At 73.3% G+C, this 19757-nt stretch carries 22 protein-coding genes; 11 read left to right on the top strand and 11 right to left on the bottom strand.

What is annotated here, in order from left to right:
• The first annotated feature begins 48 nt into the window (after nt 1–48).
• Nucleotides 49–723: a DUF6766 family protein gene (locus tag J3P32_RS10070; protein ID WP_210439642.1), complete on the top strand. Its 675-nt coding sequence runs from the start codon at nt 49–51 to the stop codon at nt 721–723.
• A 61-nt stretch (nt 724–784) separates the two neighbouring features.
• Complete coding sequence (locus J3P32_RS10065) at nt 785–1267, top strand: hypothetical protein (RefSeq protein ID WP_210439641.1); 483 nt, start codon at nt 785–787, stop codon at nt 1265–1267.
• Between the two features lie 13 nt (nt 1268–1280).
• Here J3P32_RS10065 and J3P32_RS10060 read toward each other — a convergent pair whose 3' ends face one another.
• From J3P32_RS10060 to J3P32_RS10050, 3 genes are all read right to left on the bottom strand, one after another.
• On the bottom strand, nt 1281–2243 hold the full coding sequence (locus J3P32_RS10060) for a TIGR03557 family F420-dependent LLM class oxidoreductase (RefSeq protein ID WP_210439640.1): 963 nt from the start codon (nt 2241–2243) through the stop codon (nt 1281–1283).
• A complete protein-coding gene (locus tag J3P32_RS10055) occupies nt 2240–3016 on the bottom strand; it encodes a helix-turn-helix transcriptional regulator (protein WP_210439639.1) in 777 nt (258 codons plus the stop codon). Before J3P32_RS10055 ends, J3P32_RS10060 begins: the two co-directional genes overlap by 4 nt.
• 86 nt (nt 3017–3102) lie before the next feature.
• The gene (locus J3P32_RS10050) at nt 3103–3762 is read right to left on the bottom strand and encodes a hypothetical protein (protein WP_210439638.1); all 660 of its coding nucleotides are present in this window, start codon (nt 3760–3762) and stop codon (nt 3103–3105) included.
• A 127-nt stretch (nt 3763–3889) separates the two neighbouring features.
• On the opposite strand from J3P32_RS10050, the gene J3P32_RS10045 reads away from it, so the two are divergent.
• Nucleotides 3890–4564, top strand: coding sequence for an HAD family hydrolase (locus J3P32_RS10045; protein WP_210439637.1), 675 nt, complete (start codon nt 3890–3892; stop codon nt 4562–4564).
• Between the two features lie 49 nt (nt 4565–4613).
• Here J3P32_RS10045 and J3P32_RS10040 read toward each other — a convergent pair whose 3' ends face one another.
• Nucleotides 4614–5234, bottom strand: coding sequence for a flavodoxin family protein (locus J3P32_RS10040; protein WP_210439636.1), 621 nt, complete (start codon nt 5232–5234; stop codon nt 4614–4616).
• A gap of 551 nt (nt 5235–5785) precedes the next feature.
• On the opposite strand from J3P32_RS10040, the gene J3P32_RS10035 reads away from it, so the two are divergent.
• The 3 genes from J3P32_RS10035 to J3P32_RS10025 are packed head-to-tail and all read left to right on the top strand — an operon-like array spanning nt 5786 to nt 7466.
• Nucleotides 5786–5980: a hypothetical protein gene (locus tag J3P32_RS10035; RefSeq protein ID WP_210439635.1), complete on the top strand. Its 195-nt coding sequence runs from the start codon at nt 5786–5788 to the stop codon at nt 5978–5980.
• On the top strand, nt 5980–6456 hold the full coding sequence (locus J3P32_RS10030) for a transporter substrate-binding domain-containing protein (protein ID WP_210439634.1): 477 nt from the start codon (nt 5980–5982) through the stop codon (nt 6454–6456). Before J3P32_RS10035 ends, J3P32_RS10030 begins: the two co-directional genes overlap by 1 nt.
• Complete coding sequence (locus J3P32_RS10025) at nt 6453–7466, top strand: cation transporter (RefSeq protein ID WP_210439633.1); 1014 nt, start codon at nt 6453–6455, stop codon at nt 7464–7466. The genes J3P32_RS10030 and J3P32_RS10025 overlap by 4 nt, the downstream gene beginning before the upstream one ends.
• A gap of 70 nt (nt 7467–7536) precedes the next feature.
• Here the strand turns inward: J3P32_RS10025 and J3P32_RS10020 are convergent, their stop codons facing one another.
• The 4 genes from J3P32_RS10020 to J3P32_RS10005 all read right to left on the bottom strand — a co-directional run bounded on the left by J3P32_RS10020 (nt 7537) and on the right by J3P32_RS10005 (nt 11540).
• Complete coding sequence (locus J3P32_RS10020; RefSeq protein ID WP_210439632.1) at nt 7537–8127, bottom strand: rhomboid family intramembrane serine protease; 591 nt, start codon at nt 8125–8127, stop codon at nt 7537–7539.
• A 379-nt stretch (nt 8128–8506) separates the two neighbouring features.
• Complete coding sequence (locus tag J3P32_RS10015) at nt 8507–9061, bottom strand: M15 family metallopeptidase (protein WP_210439631.1); 555 nt, start codon at nt 9059–9061, stop codon at nt 8507–8509.
• A gap of 136 nt (nt 9062–9197) precedes the next feature.
• Entirely contained in the window at nt 9198–10808 is a 1611-nt protein-coding gene (locus J3P32_RS10010; RefSeq protein WP_210439630.1) for an amidohydrolase, read from the bottom strand.
• Between the two features lie 15 nt (nt 10809–10823).
• Entirely contained in the window at nt 10824–11540 is a 717-nt protein-coding gene (locus J3P32_RS10005; RefSeq protein ID WP_210439629.1) for a winged helix-turn-helix transcriptional regulator, read from the bottom strand.
• 122 nt (nt 11541–11662) lie between these two features.
• On the opposite strand from J3P32_RS10005, the gene J3P32_RS10000 reads away from it, so the two are divergent.
• Together J3P32_RS10000 and J3P32_RS09995 are read left to right on the top strand one after the other, a co-directional pair.
• Nucleotides 11663–12112, top strand: coding sequence for a cupin domain-containing protein (locus tag J3P32_RS10000; RefSeq protein WP_210439628.1), 450 nt, complete (start codon nt 11663–11665; stop codon nt 12110–12112).
• Nucleotides 12113–12115: 3 nt separating this feature from the next.
• Complete coding sequence (locus tag J3P32_RS09995; RefSeq protein ID WP_210439627.1) at nt 12116–12559, top strand: RidA family protein; 444 nt, start codon at nt 12116–12118, stop codon at nt 12557–12559.
• A gap of 183 nt (nt 12560–12742) precedes the next feature.
• On the opposite strand, the gene J3P32_RS09990 is transcribed toward J3P32_RS09995, so the two are convergent.
• Together J3P32_RS09990 and J3P32_RS09985 are read right to left on the bottom strand one after the other, a co-directional pair.
• On the bottom strand, nt 12743–14236 hold the full coding sequence (locus J3P32_RS09990; protein ID WP_210439626.1) for a S8 family serine peptidase: 1494 nt from the start codon (nt 14234–14236) through the stop codon (nt 12743–12745).
• A gap of 438 nt (nt 14237–14674) precedes the next feature.
• Nucleotides 14675–15364 carry a GAF and ANTAR domain-containing protein gene (locus tag J3P32_RS09985; protein WP_210439625.1) on the bottom strand — a complete coding sequence of 230 codons (690 nt, stop codon included), beginning with the start codon at nt 15362–15364 and terminating at the stop codon, nt 14675–14677.
• 181 nt (nt 15365–15545) lie between these two features.
• Between J3P32_RS09985 and J3P32_RS09980 the strand changes: the two genes are divergently transcribed.
• Nucleotides 15546–16211, top strand: coding sequence for a PAS and ANTAR domain-containing protein (locus J3P32_RS09980; RefSeq protein ID WP_210439624.1), 666 nt, complete (start codon nt 15546–15548; stop codon nt 16209–16211).
• Nucleotides 16212–16215: 4 nt separating this feature from the next.
• Here the strand turns inward: J3P32_RS09980 and J3P32_RS09975 are convergent, their stop codons facing one another.
• On the bottom strand, nt 16216–16590 hold the full coding sequence (locus tag J3P32_RS09975; protein WP_210439623.1) for a PaaI family thioesterase: 375 nt from the start codon (nt 16588–16590) through the stop codon (nt 16216–16218).
• Nucleotides 16591–16872: 282 nt separating this feature from the next.
• On the opposite strand from J3P32_RS09975, the gene J3P32_RS09970 reads away from it, so the two are divergent.
• A complete protein-coding gene (locus tag J3P32_RS09970; protein ID WP_210439622.1) occupies nt 16873–18972 on the top strand; it encodes an acyltransferase family protein in 2100 nt (699 codons plus the stop codon).
• A gap of 137 nt (nt 18973–19109) precedes the next feature.
• The gene (locus tag J3P32_RS09965; protein WP_210439621.1) at nt 19110–19724 is read left to right on the top strand and encodes a hypothetical protein; all 615 of its coding nucleotides are present in this window, start codon (nt 19110–19112) and stop codon (nt 19722–19724) included.
• The last annotated feature ends 33 nt before the right edge of the window (nt 19725–19757 follow it).

Here is a 19757-nt window from a genome sequence, read left to right as displayed (position 1 = left end):
CTGCGTCGGCCTGGCCCTACTGCTCCTCCTCGCCCTGAGGCACGCCTGATGCGCACGTTCCTGCGCCACAACTCGCTGAGCCTGTTCTTCGGGGCGCTCTTCGTGCTGAGCCTGGCCGGGCAGTCCGTCGCCGGGTGGCACCAGCTCAACGCCCTCCAGGTGGCCGAGCACCTCGACCCGCTCACCTGGACCGGCTACGTGACCTCCTCCGACTTCGCCGTCGACGTCGCGGAGAACTGGCAGAGCGAGTTCCTCCAGTTCTGGCTCTACCTGATGGCCACCGTCTGGCTGCTGCAGAAGGGCTCCCCGGAGTCCAAGGAGCTCGACAAGGCCGGCCGGGAGTCCGACGAGGACCAGAAGATCGGCGCCCACGCCGTCGCCGACTCCCCCGCGTGGGCGAGGACCGGAGGCTGGCGGACCCGGGTCTACTCCTCCTCGCTGGCCATGGTGATGGGCGCGATCTTCCTCGCGTCCTGGCTCGTCCAGTCCGTGGCGGGGTGGGCCGCCTTCAACGAGCAGCGCCTCCAGCAGCTCCAGGACCCGCTGTCGTGGACGTCCTACCTGCGCAACGCCGACTTCTGGGCGCGCACCCTGCAGAACTGGCAGAGCGAGTTCCTCGCGGTCGGCGCGATGGCCGTGCTCACGATCTACCTGCGCCAGCGCGGGTCCTCGCAGAGCAAGCCGGTCGGCCAGCCGCACGGGTCCACCGGCGTCGAGGGCTGAGCGCGACAACTGACCCCTTGGTGGGTGGCGGCACCCGACCGGCACCTGTGAGCCTCGCACCATGCCCGACCACACGTCCGACGCGATCCCCGACCACCCCGCGCCCGAGCGCCGCCGACCCGAGGGCGTCACCGACGCCACCGTCGAGGCGGTGGGCAAGCTGTCCGCCGCCCTCGACCACGTCGAGGACGCGCGTGGCCACCTCTACGCCTTCCACCGCCTGATGGGCAGCGCCGAGAGCACGCTGGAGGAGGCCGAGGCGCTGGTCCGCGAGGCGGGGCACGTCGACATCGCCGACGCGATGGACCGCGACGTGCTGGGCCAGAACCCGCTGCCCGGCATGTGGTCCTTCCAGATGGTCGACGCCTTCGACGACGGCTTCTACGCCCGCACCAAAGGCCTGCACCAGCGTGCGCTCGACGAGCTGATGAACGGCCAGCGCCACGTGTTCGAGGCGGAGATGAAGGAGCTGCGCCGCACCCGCGGGCGCGAGGGGCACGAGGCCCGGCCGGGAGACGTCGAGGGCGACCCCGAGTTCGAGTGACGAGGGCGGGCGGCTAGCGGCCGCGGAGCTCCGGCAGCACGTCGGAGCCGTAGGCCGCGAGCATGTCGGCGTAGTGGGGGCCCATGTTGGCGACGTACACCTCGTCGAAGCCGGCCTCGACGAACGGCGCGAAGGCCTCGACGTGCTCGGCGGCGTCGGGGCCGAACGCGCCCTGCTCGGCGAACGCCTCGCGGGTCACCAGCTCGCTGGCCTGCTCGAAGTGCTGCGGGCTCGGCAGCACCTGGCTGAGCTCACCGGGCACGCCGGAGTTCGGCCACAGCTCGTACGCCGCGTCGATCGCCTCGTCGCGGGTGGGCCCCCACGCGACCTTGAAGCCGGCATGGGCCGGGGCGTCGGCACCCTTCGCCGCCCGGAACGTCCGCACCGACTCGGCGTCGGGCTGGGTGGTGATGAAGCCGTCGGCGATGCGGCAGGCCACGTCGAGCGCCTTGGGGCCGAACGCGCTCATGTAGATCGGCGGCGGCACGTCGGGCAGCGTGTAGATCCGCGCCGTGTCGACGGTGTAGTGCCGGCCCTCGTGCGAGACCACCTCGCCGGTCCAGAGCCGGCGGATGACCTCGACCGCCTCCTCCAGCATCTCCAGCCGCTTCTCGGTGCGGGGCCAGGCATCGCCCAGCACGTGCTCGTTCAGCGCCTCGCCGGTGCCCACGCCGAGGGTGAAGCGGCCCTCGCCGAGGAGCACCGCCGACGTCGCCGCCGCCTGCGCGACGACGGCCGGGTGGACGCGCACGGTCGGGCACGTCACCGCCGTCGTGACGGGCAGGTCGCACACCTGCGCGACCGCCCCGATCATCGACCAGACGAACGGCGACTGCCCCTGCGCGTTGTTCCACGGGTGGTAGTGGTCACTGATCCACAGGCTGTCGAAGCCGGCCCGCTCGGCGAGGCGTGCCTGCTCGAGCAGCTGCTCCGGCGCGTACTCCTCGCAGGAGAGGAAGTAACCGAAGCGGGTCACGAGCGGGCGGTCTGCGCGGCCACCCGCTGGGCAGCCACGCGCGGGGCGGCGACCGGAGGAGTCGCGACCCGCTGGGCGGCGACGCGCGGACCCGCGGCCCTGGGCGCGGCGATGCGCGGGGCGGCGGCACGCGGGGAGGCGGTCTCGGCCTCGCCCGACAGCAGCAGTCCGTGCTGGATGGCCCACAGCACCGCCTGCGAGCGCGAGGACACCTCGATCTTCGAGTAGGCGCCGCGGATGTAGGACTTCACCGAGTTGATGCTGAGGTTGGTCTCCTCCGCGATCTCGCGGTTGGCCTTGCCCGCCGCGATCATCGACAGGACCTCGGTCTCGCGCTGCGTGAGGGGCCACTTCTCGGCCGGCGCGCGCTGCGCCTCGGCCTGGCCGGTCCAGTCGTCGACGATGACGCGGCCGTCGGCGATCTGGAGCAGGTCCCACACCAGGCGGCGGCCGGGAAGCCACTTGCTGACGAAGCCGGCGGCGCCGCGCGACATCTCGGTCGAGACCGCCTGCGGGCTGCAGTCCCAGCCGAACGCGACCATGCGCGTGGGGAACCGCTGCGGAGCCGGTCGGGTGCCCGCTGCGCGCCGCTGGGGGTCGTAGAGCGTGAGGTCGCACAGCGGCGCGGGACCGTCGGGCCGGTGCGGCACCACGGAGATCAACGCGGAGTGCGGCTCGAGCATGGCGCGGAGGCCGTGCACGACGAGCTCGCTCTCCTCCATCAACGCCACCTTGACGTGGCGACGGGTGCCGGGGGCAGTAGGTCGGTCCATGGCCTGATGTACCCCGAAGGGCGGGTTGCATACAGGCCCGATCCGTGCGATGGACCAGCCGGCGGTCGGGGCGGGCGCGGCGCGCGTCAGGCCAGCAGCACCCTCGCGACGCACGCCGCCTGGCTCTCGGCCACGCCGGCGCGCTCCGCCGCCTCGCGCAGCCGGACCGCGGCGTCCTCGGTGGTCAGCGCCATCCGCGCGGCGAGCAGCCCGACCGCGACGTCGACGAGACGCTGCTCGCGCAGGCGCTCCGGGGCCATCTCGGCGCGACGGAGGGTGTCGAAGCCGAGGTCGGCGTTGGTCACGGCGCCGGCCTGCCACGCACCGAGCGCCTCGACCAGCCCGTCGATCCGGTCGTGGAAGGCGTACGCGGTGGAGGCGTAGAGGTCGATGTTCAGCACGGCGCGGCCGTGCTCCACCACCGGCAGGGACACCGTGCTGGCGATGCCGGAGAAGGCGCGCTCGCGGGCCATCTCGGCCCAGCCATGCTCGTCGAGGGCGTACTCCTCCTCGTGCTGCTCGTCGGAGGCGGGCGCGTCGCCGGCGGCGTCCGCGGGGGCGGTCGCCGCCCGGTCCACGAGCGTGAAGGTGATGTCCTCGTCGAGCAGCGTGACGCTCAGCGCGACGCAGTCCGGCACCGCGCGCACCGCCCAGCCCTCGATGACCCGCAGCAGCCCTTCGACGTCGTCGACAGACGGCGTGACGTACTCGTCCAGGGCTTCCCGACTCTGCGGCAGCAGCTCCACGACCTCCTCCTCGGCATCCGGCGGGTACCTGCTCGTCGATCGTGCTCCAGCCCGCCGGACCACACCACACCCGCCCGGGCGACCGCCGACGGCGCATGCCGCGCAGCGCTCCGGGGTACGTCCGCGGATGGCAGCGGACCAGCCCAGTCCCCCCGTCGTCGTGCTCGACCTCGACGGCACCCTGGTCGACTCGGTCTACGAGCACGTCGTGGCCTGGCACACCGCGCTGCACGACGTCGGGCTGCACGTCCCCACGGTGCGCATCCACGAGGCCATCGGCATGGGCGGTGACCGGCTCGTCGCGCACGTCGCCGGTGACGCCGCGGAGTCGGCGGTCGGCGACGACGTGCGGGAGCTGCACGACAAGTACTTCCGGGCCGCCCTCCGCACGGTCTGCGCCCTCGACGGCGCGTCCGAGCTGGTGGAGGCGCTCGCCGGTCACGGGCACCGGCTGGTGCTCGCCAGCTCGTCGGAGACCGGCCTCGTGGAGGAGATGCTCGACCTGCTCGACGTACGCCACCACCTCACCGCGGTCGTGACGGGCTCCGACGACGCCGCCACGAAGCCCGCGCCCGACATGGTGCTGGCGGCGGTCGAGAAGGCGGGCGGAGGCGACGCGGTCGTCATCGGTGACGCCACCTGGGACGCCGTGTCGGCGCAGGCCGCCGGGGCGGCGAGCATCGGGTTCCGCAGCGGCGGGATCAACGCCGACCGGCTCAGGTCGGCGGGCGCGTACGCCGTCTACGACGGTCCGCGCGACCTGCTCGACCAGCTCGGGGGCGGGCTGCTGCGCCTGCCCTGAGCGGCGACGGCGGTCCTGCTCGGCGTGAGCCGGCGCGTGCCGGTGTGCGTCAGTCGGCGGGGTAGGGCGAGGCCTTCAGGAGCCGCGCCAGGTGGGTCGCGTTGCGCGCCAGCACCTGCGTCGTGCTGGCCGTCTTCTCGGGCGTGGCGTCGAGGTCCTGATAGTCGACCGCCTGCATGGCCTCCCCCACCCAGTAGGTCACGGCCTGGGCGGGGATGGTGAAGCCCACGTCGTCGAGCGCCTGGTAGAGCTCCGCCGAGACGTGGTGCGCGCCGTCCTCGTTGCCCACGACGCCGACACCGGCGACCTTGCCGAACATCAGCGGCCGGCCCTCGTCGTCGGTCTCGCCCATCTCCGCGTCGAGGCGCTCGAGCACCACCTTGCACACCGAGGCGGGCTGGCCCATCCAGATCGGCGTGACCAGCACCAGGATGTCGGCATCGAGGACCTTGCGCCGCAGCGCGGGCCAGCCGTCGCCGTTGCCCTCGTCGGTGCTGACGCCGAAGGCGACCCGGTGGTCGATGACGCGCTCCATCGAGCCGCTCACGCCGAGCGCGGCGAAGGCGTCGAGGACCTGCTGGCCCAGCAGCTCCGAGCTCGACGCCGTCGGCGCCGGCTTGAGGGTGCAGGTGAGCACGAGGCAGGTGAGGTCCGGCGCGGGTGCTGTCATGCCGTGCTGGTACCCGGTGGAGGGGTGTCCATACGAGCGCGGGCGGCGTCCGCAGTTCGGGCAGTGACCGGGGCTCGGGCGGGGCTCGGGCGGGCGGCGGTGCGTGAGACACCTTTCCGGCCCCCAGAACCTGCCCCACGCACCGCTCGCGCGGGCGGCGGGCCGGCGGCGGTGCGTGAGACACCTCTCCGGCCCCCAGAACCTGCCCCACGCACCGCCCGGGCGGGCGGCGGGCGGGCGGCGGTGAGTGAGACACCTTTCCGCCCCGCAGAACCTGCCCCACGCACCGCCCGCGCAAGCGGCGAGCGGGCGGCGGGCAGCGCCTGGACGGACGAAACCCGCCGGAAGCACCTCGCACGGCGTACGGGAGGTGAGGTCCGGCGGGTCTCGCGGCCGAAGCGCCGTGGTCGTGGCGGACGACCGCGGTGAAGCACCTGTACCCCGCGACGGTGGATGCATGCACCGCCCCGCCGACCGCCTTCGCGCTCCGCCCGCGCCGGAGCCCACCGGAGTACGGTGCGTCCTGCCGTCCCGCCTCACGAGGAGAGCCGATGACCACCTCCGACGACCAGTCGCAGACGCCCTGGAGCGACCCGCAGACGCACGTGGACACCGACCCGGTCAACGCCGCCCCGCAGCCCGACGACGCCGCCGACACCGATGCGGGCGGCGACTCGGGCACCGGCACGCCGACCGGCGACGCCACGTCCGACGCCGACGACCGGACGGACGAGCAGGCGGAGTGATGCCCGCGACGCGGCGGGCCGCGCTGCTCACGGGAGCGGCGCTCCTGCTCGCGGGGTGCGGGCTGTCCATCCCGACCGATCCCGACGGCACGCTCGACCGGATCCGCGCCGAGGGCGTGCTGCGGGTCGGCGCGTCACCGCGACCGGGGTGGGTCGAGACGGGTGACGGCCAGCCCGGGGGACGCGAGCCCCGCCTCGTGGCGGCGTTCGCCGACGATCTCGGCGCCGAGGTGGAGTGGACGGTGGCGGGCGAGGAGGAGCTCGTGCGCCTCTTCGAGGACGGGAAGCTCGACCTGGCGGTCGGCGGCTTCACCGAGGACAACGCCTGGGTCGACAAGGTCGGCCTCACCCGCGCCTACACCGAGGTCGTCGTCTCGGGGACGACGGAGGCCCACGTGATGATGGTGCCGATGGGGGAGAACGCCCTGCAGTCGCAGCTCGAGCGCTGGCTCGACGTCCACGGCGGTGGCGCGTGAGCGGCCCCGGCGAGCAGACCGGATCGCGGCACCGCTTCGGCCACACCGAGCTCCCGCCGCGACAGGCCGCGGCCCTCAGGCGTGCCGAGCGGCTCGAGGTGGTGACGTTCCTCTACATGACCACGTGCGTCGCGGTGGTGTTCGCGACGGCGGGCGGCTCCCAGGCGATGAAGACGGCCTGGATCGAGGACTCGCTCGCGCTGATCCCGCCGCTCGCCTTCCTCGTCGCCGTGCGCGTGGGTCGCCGGCGTCCGTCCGCCGACCACCCCTACGGCTACCACCGGGCCACCGGCATCGGTCACCTCACCGCAGCCGTCGCGCTCCTCGCCGTCGGGCTGCTGCTCATCGAGGACTCCGCGATGGGCCTGCTGCGCGCCGAGCACCCGCCGATCGGCACCGTGCACCTGCTCGGCCAGACGTTCTGGTCGGGGTGGCTGATGGTCGCGGCGATGGTCTACACGGGCATCGGGCCGTTCGTCCTGGCCCAGTTGAAGCTGCCGCTCGCCGAGAAGCTGCACGACAAGGTGCTCTACGCCGACGCCGACATGCAGAAGGCGGACTGGATGACCGCGGCCGGCACCATCGCCGGCGTGCTCGGCATCGGCGTCGGCTGGTGGTGGGCGGACTCGACGGCGGCCCTGCTCATCTCGCTGTCGATCGTCCGGGACGGCTGGTCGAACCTCCGCCACGCGTCCACCGCGCTGATGGACGAGCGCGCGCGGACGTACGACGACGAGCACCCGCACCCGCTCACGCAGGACGTCGACGAGGCGCTGCGGCGCCTGCCGTGGGTCGTCGACAGCCGGAGCCGGGTCCGCGACCAGGGGCACGTGTTCCACGTCGAGGCCTTCGTGCGGCCGGCCGAGGGGCAGGCGCCGACGCTCGACCAGCTCGAGGAGGCCGTCGACCTGCTGCGCGACCTCGACTGGAAGCTGCACGACGTCGTCGTGATGCCGGTGCGCGACCTGCCGGACACCATCCCGGACCCCCGCGCGGAGGGCGCGCGCTAGCGGTCGGCGTCCGGGTTGCGCCCGCGCCGAGTCCCGGCGGCGTCCGGCGGCGTCCGGCGCTCGTCACCGGTCAGTACGAGAGGCTCGCCTCACGGCCGCGCCGCGTGGTCAGCAGCCGCGCGGCGAGGAAGCCGCCGATCGCGCCGAAGAGGTGCCCCTGCCACGAGACGCCCGGCTGGCCGGGCAGCACGCCGAGCAGCGCACCGCTGTAGAGCAGGAACACCGCGACCCCGATGAGGATCTCGCTGGGGTGGCGGTTGAGGAAGCCTCGCACGACCAGGTAGACGATCCACCCGAAGATCAGCACCGACGCACCGGCGTGGTTGCTGCCGGGCTGCGCGAACACCCAGACGCCGAGCCCGCCCACGACCCAGATGATCGCGGTGGCGGCGAGCCCGCGGGCGACGCCGGTGGCGAGCGCCAGGAAGCCGAGCACGAGCACCGGGACGGTGTTGCTCACCAGGTGGTCGAACCCGAAGTGCAGGGTCGGCGCGAGCGCGATGCCGACCAGGCCGTCCTCGCTGCGGGGCTGCACGCCGTACGCGTCGAGCGGGTGGCCTGTCGCGGCGTCGAAGATCTCCAGCACCCAGAGCACGACGACGAAGCCGCCGGTGAGCAGCGCGGCGCCCTTCCAGGCGGGCTCCCTCGCGGTCGTCGGCATGTCGCTCATGGTGACAGCCGTCGTGAAACGGCGTGCCGATGTCGGGGCGTCGGCGCGGGCGTACGTCATACGGAGCCGCACCTATAGGTGCCGGTTCGCATGACGCAACCGCCCAGCCCGACGGCGGCACCGGCGTACGTCATACGGAGCCGCACGTGTAGGTGCCGGTTCGCATGACGCAACCGCCCAGCCCGGCGGCGGCGCCGGCGTACGTCATACGAAGCCGCACGTATAGGTGCCGGTTCGCATGACGCAGGCGTCCCGGCCCCCGGAGAAGCCGGCGTACGTCATCCCGAACCGCACCTATACGTGCCGGTTCGTATGACGCAGGCGCCCCAGCCCGCGCAGACGCCCGCGCTCTGGGGACCCCCCCACCCCCCTAGCGCTCGGCGCTGCCGTCGGCGAGCATCTCGGGGCACACCCCGCCCGGCGTGGTGAGCAGCTCGAAGTGCCAGATCTCGTTGGCGAAGGTCTGGCACAGGCCGTACGCCGAGCCGTGCTCGCCCAGCCACAGCGCACCGTCGGTCGGACCGATGTCCACGGCGTCGCCCGTGACGTGGGCCGAGGAGTCGGGCGAGGCCACCCAGCGCCGGGCCTCCTCCGCGCTGCCGTACGTCGCCAGCGCCTCCTCGAACAATCGCTCCTGGTGCGCCCGGCTGCGCCAGCCGCTGGTCACCCGGAGGTCGAGGCCGTCGGCAGCGGCGTCCTCTGCCGCTGCGAGCACGGCCGCGACCAGGTCGGGGTCGAGGCGGTCCAGTGCGGCGCTGTCGTGCAGCCCCTCGCCGAGCTCGCGCGCGGCCTCCTCCGCGACGGTCCGCTGGGCGGCCGGACGAAGGATGCCGTCACCGCCGCCCGGGACGTCGCAGCCGAAGACGGCGAGGCCTAAGGAGGCCAGCATGACGCCGATGAGGAGGCGCGTCCCGATCTCGTACATGCCGGCGACGCTAGGGAGCAGGGGAGGTCCGGGGCCTCCCTCCCAGGTGCCGACCCGCCCGCCCCGGGTCCCGGCCGTCTCCACCCACCGGACGACGCGCGCCGAGCGCCCTGGCACGCGCGCAGCGGACTCGGGTTCAGCCGCCCACGACCGCCTCGCCGCCGATCCACACCCGCTCCACCCGCGCCGCGCCGACCTCGTCCGGCGCGTCGAACGGGTCGCGGTCGAGCAGCACCAGGTCGGCGACGGCACCGGGCTGCACCAGGCCGGCGTCGTCGCGGTGGCACACCCACGCCGACCCGGAGGTGTAGGCGGCGAGCGCGACCTCGAGGGGGAGCGCCTGGTCGGGCAGGAACGGCTCGGTGCCCGCGCGGCCGGGATCGCCGTACGCCGTGCGGTGCACGGCGACGTGGATCGCCTCGAGCGGGTTCGGCGTGCTGACCGGCCAGTCGCTGCCGGCGACGAGGCGGGCGCCGGCGCGGTGGAGGTCGCCGAACGGGTACTGCCGCGCCGCCCGGGAGGGGCCGAGGAACGGGATCGTCAGGTCGACCATCTGCTCGTCGTAGCAGGCCCAGAGCGCCTGGATGTTCGCGGCGACCCGGTGCTCGGCGAAGCGCGGCACGTCGTAGGGGTGCACCAGCTGCAGGTGGGCGACGTGGTGCCGGTGCAGCGGCTCGGTGCCCTCCAGCGCGTCGAGCGCCTCGCGCACCGCCCGGTCGCCGAGACCGTGGACGTGGACCTGGAAGCCCACCTCGTCGAGGGCCGACACGATGCTGCGCAACGACGCCGGGTCGACGAACGACATGCCCGCGTTGGCGGTGGGGTGCCCGCAGCGGTCGAGGTACGGCTCGACGAGCGCCGCCGTCCCGTTCTCGGCGACCCCGTCCTGCATGATCTTGACCGACGTCGCGGCGAAGCGCCCGTGGGAGCACGCCTCCCGCCTCTCCACCAGCTCCGCCACCTGCTCGAGCCCGCGCTCCCGCTCCCACCACAGCGCCCCGACGACGGAGCCGGTCAGCTCCCCCGACCGCGCGGCGCGGAGGTACGCCGGACCGGTGTCCTGCATGCCGGCGTAGGCCCCGACGATCGCGTCCTGCCAGCCGGTGACGCCGAGCGAGTGCAGGTGGCGCTGGCCCTCGAGCAGGCCCGCGTGCAGTGCGTCGGCGTCCGCGACGGGCAGCACCGCCAGCACCAGTCCCATCGCGCCCTCGTGCAGCACGCCGGTCGGCTCCCCCGCTGCGTCGCGCTCGATGCGGCCGTCGGCCGGGTCGGGGGTGTCGCGGGTGATGCCGGCGACCCGCAGCGCCCGGCTGTTGAGCCACATCCCGTGGTGGTCGCGGTTGACCAGCGCGGCGGGCCGGTCGGGCAGCACCGTGTCGAGGGCGGCGGCGGTCGGCAGCCCGCCCGGGAAGGCGGCCATCGCCCAGCCGCCGCCCTGGACCCAGTCGAGGTCCGGGCGGGAGGCGGCGTACGCCGCGACGTGGCCGAGGTACGCCGCCGGCTCGGCGGCGACCTCGCTGAGGTCGCACGTCAGCCGCTCGAGCCCGCCCTGGACCGGGTGCACGTGCGCGTCGACGAAGCCCGGCAGGAGGAGCGCCCCGCCGCAGTCGACCACCTCGGCGCCGGGCGTGCGCTCGGCGCCGCCGACCGAGACGACCCGGCCGTCGCGCACCAGCACGTCGCCTACACCGCCGAGGTAGCGGTGACCGTCGAAGACGCGGGCATGGGTGAGGAGGAGGTCGGCCATGCGCTCATCGTGGCGTCAGCGCGGGTCGCTGGCCAGCACGCCCATGACGTGGGCACCGGCCCGCTCCGCCGGCTCCGCCGCGGCGAAGGGGCTGGCCCGGAACCATGAGGAGAACCGACGCGTGAGCGCCACGGGCCCCTCCAGCTCGAGCCGGCCCGTCCTGAGCGCCTCCCGGTAGGACGTGTGCCTGAGGTGCAGGTCCACCAAGGTCATAGAGTCGGTCCGCACCACCAGGTCCTCGTCGTACCCGGCGCCGCGGGTGCACAGCTCGGGTTGCGGGCGCCGCAGGAGGATCCAGTAGTTGTCGGAGAGCTGGTCGCGCAGGGAGAACCGGACGGCCGTCGTGCCCGGGGGGATCTGCTCCACGTCGACCAGCTTGGTGGTCGCCCACAGGACGTAGGCCGGGTCGAGGTGCCGCGGTTCCAGCTCGAGCCATCTCGCACCCCAGCGGCCCATGGCGTCGCAGACCGTCTCAAGGTCGCGGCCCATCTCGGTGAGCTCGTACGTAGCGCCTCGGCCGGACCCGTTCGTCGTGCGCACCAGGACGCCGTGGCGTTCGAGCGTGTGGAGGCGCTGCGTGAGCAGCGCCGTCGAGATGCCGGGAGCTCCCTGACGGATCTCGCTGAACGTCCGGCAGCCGTTGAGCAGGTTGCGGATGATGATGGGCGTCCATCGCTCAGCCAGCAGCTCAGAGCTCCTCGCTATGGGGCAGAACTGACCGTAGTCACCCACCCGTCCAGAGTGCCCCCGCGGGTCGCGCGCGGCAACTTCACATTCTGATCTTGCTGCTGTCACCGCACGGGACGACGCTGGGGCGGCGGGCCAGACACACGACGACGGAAGTGGTGGTGGAGATGACGATCCCGAGCGAGGCCTACGCGGTTCGGCCGGGGCAGGGAAGGACGATCGACCTCGGCGTCGCGTCCATGCGTTTCATCGCGAGCGGCGAGACCACCGGCTCCGCGTTCACCGTGGCCGAGATGTCCGGCACCGCCGCGGGACCGTGGACGGTGCCGCACCTGCACCGCGGCTTCGAGGAGTCCTTCTACGTCCTCGACGGCCTCTTCACGTTCAGCGTCGGAGACGAGCGCATCGAGGCGACGCCCGGCTCGTACGTGCTGGTCCCGCGGCGAACCGCTCACGTCTTCGAGGCCGCGCGCGGCGGCGGCAGGTTCCTGCTGCTGATGGTTCCCGGCGGCCTCGAGGAGATGTTCGTGGAGCTGGCGAGCCTGTCGGGTGACGCGATCCGGGACCCAGCCGTGCGTGCTGCGGTCTCGAGCCGCTACGACTCGGTTCCGGTGTAGGCCATGAACCTCGAGCTCACGCTTCCGCCGCCGGCGCGCGCCGTCGGCACCTACAGCATGGCCGTGCACGCGGGCGGGCTGGTGTTCCTCTCCGGACACGGCGCGTTCGAGGACAGGAGGCCGATCCACACCGGTCGCCTCGGCGCGAGCCTCACGACCGAGCAGGGTGCGCGTGCTGCCGAGGCCGTGATGCTCGGCCTGCTCGCGACCGTCCAGGACGAGCTCGGCGACCTCGGACGGGTCGAGCGGTTCGTCAAGGTGGTCGTCTTCGTGAGCTCGACGCCCGCCTTCACCGAGCAGCACCTCGTCGCGAACGGCGCCACCGATCTCCTCGTGCGGGTGTTCGGTGAGCGCGGCAGGCCGGCACGCTCTGCTGTCGGGGTGGCCGCACTCCCCCTCGGCTTCGCGGTCGAGATCGAGGCGATCGTCCAGGTCGACGACCTCTGACCGAGCGACCAGGCAGGCCGCAGCCGCGCCGCGAGGTCGAGGGAGGCTCCTCCCGACCGATGGAGAACTCCACGTCCTGGCCGAGGGGCACCGACGCGCGGCGTGCTCGAGGGCGTGGCGACCGACGCCTGATCCGGCGGCCGCTCGCCCAGCCCGACGGGGCGGGCGGCCGCCGTCACCCGGTCAGCGGGACTTCTTGGTCAACGTGAGCGAGTGGACGCAGGTCAGCGCGGCCTTGGTGTCGACCATCCCGAGCCCGGAGTGGATGTCGAAGCCGGGGGTCATCATGTCGACCGCCGTGGAGAGCAGGCACTGCTTCGCCTGGGCCGGCGTCGCCCTCGGGTTCGCCTGGAGCATCAGCGCCAGGACGCCGGAGACGTGAGGCGACGACATCGACGTGCCGGAGATGCAGAAGTAGCCGGGCTGTTGGGTCTCCGCGCACTCGGTCAGCGGGGCGAGCACGGACGGCGACAGCGCGGCCATGATCGCGTCGCCGGGCGCCACGACGTCGACCTGCGGGCCGGTGCCGTCGGCCGCACCTCGGCTGGAGAAGTCGGTGATCTGCTCCCCCGCCGCGCACTGGGAGTCCACGGACTTGCAGGCCGCGCCCACGAGGACAGCACCGTTGGCCGGGTCGTGGTACCCGCCGATCGTGCCCGCCTCGGGGCCGTTGTTGCCGGCCGAGAAGACGACGTGCACACCGCTGTCCACGACCGACCCGATCATCTGCGACATCGCGTCGAAGTCCGTGGGCTCACCGCAGTCGAGGCCGAGGCAGTTGGGCTCGGTGGGGAGCAGGCCCCACGAGTTCTGGGTGATGTCGATGCCGTACTGCTCGTGGTGCCGGATCGTCCAGTCGAACGCCGCGAGCGCGGCCTCCTCCCAGTCCAGGTCGTCGGCGATGCCGAAGCCCGGCGTCGCCACCCGCATGGAGATCAGGGAGACGCCCGGGGCCACGCCCGCGAGGTCCGGGCCGCCCTGCGACGCGGACAGGCTGCCGTCGCCACCCACCGTGCTGGCGACGTGGGTGCCGTGGCCGATCTCGTCCTGGAGCGCCAGCGCGCCTGTCGACTCGGCGTACGCGTCCCACTGAGCGGCCGAGAAGCCCACCTGCTGGGCGGCCTCGGCGTAGGAGAAGTTCAGGCCCTTGACCACCCGGTCACCGAAGTCCGGGTGAGCGGCGAAGATGCCGGAGTCGAGCACGGCCACGGTCACGCCCTCACCGGACACGCCCGGACGGGTCGCGGTGACCCGCTTGCCGCCGACGCGGGTGGTGTACGTCGAGGGCTGGTCGACGCCGAGCGCGTTGATCTGCTGCTTCGAGGCGTAGAGGTGGGACACCAGCTGGCGCTGCGGCTCCACCGCGATGACGCCCGGGAGGGTGCCGAGGGCGTCGACGACCGGGAGGTCCGCCGTCACCGCCACGGCTCCGATCGTCGGCAGCTCGATCGCCCGGTGCACGCCGAGGTCCCGCAGCACGCCGAGCGTGCCTGTCGGGACCACGCCGTCCTGGAAGGCCACGATGACCTTCCCGCGCCCTGCTGCGTCGGTCGGCACCGACGGGGCGGTCAGGACGAGCTCAGGGCTCGCAGTGGCGGACACCGGCGCGACGAACGCGGCGGCACTGGTCGTGAGGACGGCGAGGAGCGACGCGAGACGCCGGGTGGGTCGAAGCATGGGGGTGAGCCTCCGTGGCGAGTTGTTGACAGTCCCAACGACGCGCCCGTCCGGTGGTTACCGTCGTGTCGTGTTCCGGGTCTGCACCGGCGCATTCCCCGGACGACGGGAGGGACACGGGCACGCTGTCTCGTGGGCCGGGCGTCGGGCGGCAGCCCGCCGGCCACCAGGGCCCGATCCCACCCACGGACGCACACGCCCGCTCCGCCCCCTCCGCCCCTTCCTACGGGTGGAATCCGCGCGAGGCCGCATCTCCCGTCGGCCTGCGGGGTACCTGCTCGCCGACCGCAGGGGGTTGCTGGTCACGCCGCCGTTCTCCCCCGTCCGGCGGCACCGGCCGCCCGCCTTCCGTCCGGAGGCGGGCGGCACCTCCCCCGGGCGGAGCCCGTCGTGGCGGCGCGCATCCGCGGACGTGGACGCCGCCCCGCTCGTGACCGCCTAGCCCTCGGGGAGCTCCCGGCTCTCGACCAGGCGCAGCGCGACCTCCACCAGCTTGGTGTTGGTGTGCGACGAGATCCGCTTGAGGTAGGCCAGCGCCTGGTCGGCGTCGACCCCGAGCCGCTCCATCACGATGCCCTCGGCCTGCCCGATCACCGTCCGGCTGGTCAGCGCCAGGCCCAGCCCGTCGATCTCGCGGCCGGCGGCCAGGGAGACCGCGAGGTGCCCGGCGAGGGCCTGGACCGTGGCGAGGCCGTCGGCGGTGAAGGTCCCGGGGCCGGTGCCGTAGACGCTGAGGGTGCCGTAGACGTGCCGACCACTGAAGACGAGGACCGACATCATGGAGCCCAGGCCCAGGTCCTGGTGGACCCGGCGGCCCCACACGGGCCAGCGCTCGTCGCGGACCAGGTCCTGGGAGACGACCGTCTCCTCCTCCCGCCCGGGCGGGAAGCACGGGCCCTCGCCGAGCTCGTTCTGCAGCGTGTTCGCCGCCGTGAGCGCCTCCGCGGTGGCGGCGAGCGTCCGGCACTCGCCGTCGCGGTTGATCGTCAGCCCCGCACACGAGCAGCCGGGAACCAGCTCCACCGCCGCCTCCACGGCGAGCATCAGCCGGTCCGCCTCCTGCGTGGCCGACCTCAAGGCCCGGGCCAGGTCGGCGAAGTCCCGCATGCTCGTGTGCTCCCCAGCCACCGTTCTTCCTGTCTGTCCATCGCGAGGCGCCCGGCGCGACGCGCGCGTGGGCACCATCCGGAGTCGGGCGGCCCCCGCGACCCGACGATCCGATTCTGCTCGACGCCGACAAGTGGTGGTGGCTGCGGCGGAAAGGTCGGAACAGGTTGAGCGCGCGTGCCGGCTCCGACACACTCACACCATGCGAGAGCGGGAGGCGGACAGGGATCTGCACGCCTCCGGCCTTGCCCTCGTGGGCCGCTACACCTACCGACCGGACACCGACAGCTGGTGGTGGTCCGACAACATGTTCCGCATCCACGGCTTCGAGCCCGGATCCGTGGTGCCGACGACCGAGCTGGTGTTGCGGCACATCCATCCCGAGGACCGCGAGGCGGCGTGGCAGTCGCGCGAGGACGTCGTCGGGCGACAGGAGCCGTTCTCGTTCCTGCACCGCATCCGCACCGCGACCGGCGACCTCCGCGTGGTGGTGGCGGCGGGGCACCTCGCCCGCGAGGACGGTGCCTCCGTCGTGCACGGTCACCTGGTCGACATCACGACGGTGCAGAAGCGGGCGGTGGCCGCGGAGGTCGAGACCGCGGTGATCGACTTCGTGGAGCACCGGGCCGTCATCGAGCAGGCCAAGGGCGTGCTGGCGCAGCTCTACAGCGTGGACGTCGACACGGCTTTCGCGCTGCTGCGTGTCTTCTCGGCCGACACCAACCGCAGGATCCGAGACATCGCGGCCGTGCTCGTCGCCGCCGCCAGCAGCGACCGCACGCCGGCCAAGCGCCGGGCCGCGTCGGCCCACACCATGTTGGACCGCCTGTACGCCGACCTGCCTCCCTCCGCCTCGCCGTCCGCCTGACGCGTCAGCCGTCCAGCAGGGCGAAGGTGGCGAGCGCGTGCACGAGGGACTTCCCGTCCTGCTCGACGTCGGCCTCGCAGATGGTGAGCCTGTCCCCCCTCTTGCGTACCTCCGCTGTCACGACGAGGTCGCCGGGCGTGCCCGGGCGGAGGTACGTGAGCGTGAGCTGACTGGTGGCCGGCGTCTCGTCCCCGACCGCACTTCTGATGGCTGCGCCCATCGTCGCGTCGACCAGGGTGGCGAGCATGCCGCCATGGATCGTGCCGGCCGCATTGAGATGCCGCTCATCGGCCCGCACCTCCAAGGTGGCCCGCCCGTCAGCCGCTCGGGGGGAACCAGCGCCGATCGTCGAAGTGAAGCCGTCCTCGGTGTCAGTCACCTGACGGCGGTACCCGTGGCACGTCGCACGATCCGCAGTCCGCGGATGTCGGTGCCGCCCCCGGCCGGCGCAGGCGTCGCGCGCCCAGGTGGGTGAGCGTCGAGCGCCCATGCGGAGCTCTGGACTCCTCGCGTCCCGGAGGCGGACCATGACAGGACGCGCCAAGTCGTGGTGGAGGACCACATGGCCTCGATCGTCGGAAGTCCGGTTCGATGGCACAGCCACCTGCCTCGGCACGCGGCCCCCGGGGCACGGACCGGCGGGGGCGCCACGGCGGGGCATGTGCCCGCCCTGGACGGCGTCAGGGCCCTGGCGGTCGGAGCGGTGCTCGCGTTCCACGGCGGGCTGCCCGGAGCCACCGGCGGCTTCCTCGGCGTGGACGCCTTCTTCGTGCTGTCGGGCTACCTCATCACCTCGCTCCTGCTCGCCGAGTGGACCCGCCACGAGGGACGCATCGACCTCATCGCCTTCTGGGGCCGGCGCGTACGGCGGTTGCTGCCGGCGTTGGTGCTGATGATCACGACCGTGGCGGTCCTCGCCCGCACGATGCTCCCTCCGGAGGAGGTCCGGCTGCTGCGAGGCGACGGGGTCGCGGCACTCCTGTACGTCGCCAACTGGCGGATGATCTTCCGCGGCAGCGACTACTTCGCGCTCACGGCGGCGCCCTCGCCCCTGGAGCACACCTGGTCGCTCGGCATCGAGGAGCAGTTCTACCTCGTGTGGCCGGTGGTGGTGTACGCCGTGCTGTACGGCGCGCGCCCGGGCCGCGCGCCGTGGCCCGTCGGCGCGGACCGGCGGGTGCGGCAGCGCCTGTCCTGGCTTGTCGCGGTGTGCGCGGCAGGTGCGGTGACGTCCACGATCGCCCTCGCGCTGGTCTACAGCCCGGACGACCCCGGGCGGGCGTACTACGGGACGGACACCCGGGGTGGGGCCATCCTGATCGGGGCCGGGCTGGCCGGCCTCGTGGCGCTCCGCACGGCAGGTCGCCCGGGACTGCCCGGAAGGCCCCCAGCGCCCGACGCGGCGCGCCCCGTCGCCGGAGGCCGACGGTTGGCTCTCGGCGCGGCGGCGACGGGTGCGGCTGGCGTCCTGGGGTGGGCCTCGACCCATCTCTCGGGCACCGACGAGGCGCTCTACCGCGGGGCGATGGCCGGCATCGCGCTCGCCGTCGCGGCCGTGATCGCGCACGTGGTGCTGATTCCGACAGGGGTCCCGGCCCGGCTGCTCTCCCTGCCACCGCTGCCGGCCCTGGGCCGGATCTCCTACGGCATCTACCTGTGGCACTGGCCGGTCTTCCTCGCGGCGAACGCCGACCGGACCGGGCTCGAGGGCCTGCCACTCTTCGCGACGCGGTGCCTGCTCACCCTGGCGCTCGCGGTCGTGTCCTACACGCTCGTCGAACGCCCCGTCCGGCTCCGGGTCAGGGTCCGGCGTCCGCTCGCCGCGCTGGGCCTGACCGGCGCCGCCATCGCCGGTGGCGCCGCGGCCCTCGTGCTCTCGACTGCGGTGCACCCGCTGCAGCCCGGCCCCGGGGACGTCCCCGTCGGCCGTGCCGTGGACCGGTTCCTGGCACGAGCGGAGCAGGGCGCGGTCGTGGCTCCCGACGACCGTCGGAGGCCTCGCGTCGAGAAGGCGACGTCGCGGCCGCCCCCACCGAGGCTCCACACGAGGATCCCGGGACAGCCCGTGGTGGTCGACGTGTTCGGCGACTCGGTGGCGTGGACCCTGGTCACCTACCTCCCGGACCACCCGGAGCTCGACGTCCGCGACCACACCCTGATGGGGTGCGGGATCACCCGGACCGCCCCCTTCCGCTACGGCGACCGCCTCTACCGTGGGCTCGCGCCGGCGTGCCGGGACTGGCCGCACCTCTGGCGGGCCGCGATCGCGGCCGACGACCCGGACGTCGCGTTCATCCTCGTCGGCCGCTGGGAGACCATGGACCGGGTGCTCGACGGCCGGTGGACCCACATCGGTCAGCCCGACTTCGACGCGCACCTGCGGGCGGAGCTCGACCTGGCCATCGACGTGGCGGGCGCTCGGGGAGCCCACGTGCTGCTCGCGACCGAGCCGTACAACCGACGGTGGGAGAAGCTCGACGGCAGCCTCTACCCGGAGGACCAGCCCGAGCGCGTGACCCTGTGGAACGCGCTGCTGCGGAGCGTCGCCGCCGACCACCCGGGAGTCCAGGTGGTGGACCTGGGCAGGCGGGTCTCGCCCGAAGGCCGCTTCACGTGGGACGCGGGCGGCTACCAGGTCCGCTCGGACGGTCTGCACCTCACCCCCTCCGGGGTGCAGGGCTGGATCGCACCGTGGCTGCTGCCCCAGCTGATCGACGCCGTGCCCGAGCGACGCCACTCCCACGCTCGGAGCCAGCACTGAGCGACACGACGGCCGTTTTAGCCAAATTGGGGGACGGCGCGACGCCGCACTCCTGGTGTAGACCAGTCCAAACGGTGAGTGGCGGGCGCCGCAGCAGGTGGCGGACCCGTCACTGGAGCCCTGGGGAGGGACTCGTGATGACGCTTGCCTCAACGCGCCCACGACGGCGACAGCGACATGTCGCGATCGGGCTCGTCAGCATCCTCGTGGCCACGCTGTCGGCGTGCACCGGTCGCGGCGGCGGCCAGCTGCCGCCGGACGGCCTGCTGTTCGCCGGCGCCGCGTCGTTCGGCTTCAGCTTCAGCTGTGAACGCTCGTCCAAGAGCACCCGGCCGCAGCCGTCGGCGGGGCGGCTGCGCATCCAGCTGTCGTACACCGACCACGGGCGGAACCTGCTCGGGTCCGGGTTCTCCGTCCACGGCACCGTCGACACCCTCGACCCGGTGCTCGAGTCGATGATCTGCATCGGCCAGGAGCCTCCGCCGGGAGGCAACGAGCTGATCTTCCTGGGGCGCTACCGGTCCTCGGGCCCCGCTCCGGCCGGGTTCGCGCCGGCCTGCACGACCAGCGGGTCCCTGTGCCGCTTCGAGGTGATCGTGCGGGACAACGACAGCGATCGAGCCCCCTCGGCGGGTGACTTCTTCTCGATCAAGCTGTCCAGCGGGACCGTCCTCTCGTCCGAGCTGGACCCGGCCACCGTCTTCTACGCCCGCGCCGGTCTGCTGCGCAGCGGCAACCTGACGGTCGACTGACACCCCACACTGCTCGGTCGGACCTGGAAGGAG

Source organism: Nocardioides xinjiangensis, assembly GCF_017916385.1.
In the GTDB taxonomy this organism is placed as follows: Bacteria; Actinomycetota; Actinomycetes; order Propionibacteriales; family Nocardioidaceae; genus Nocardioides; species Nocardioides xinjiangensis.
Note: the sequence above shows the minus strand (reverse complement) of the source record. Positions and strands in the feature narration are given on the sequence as shown.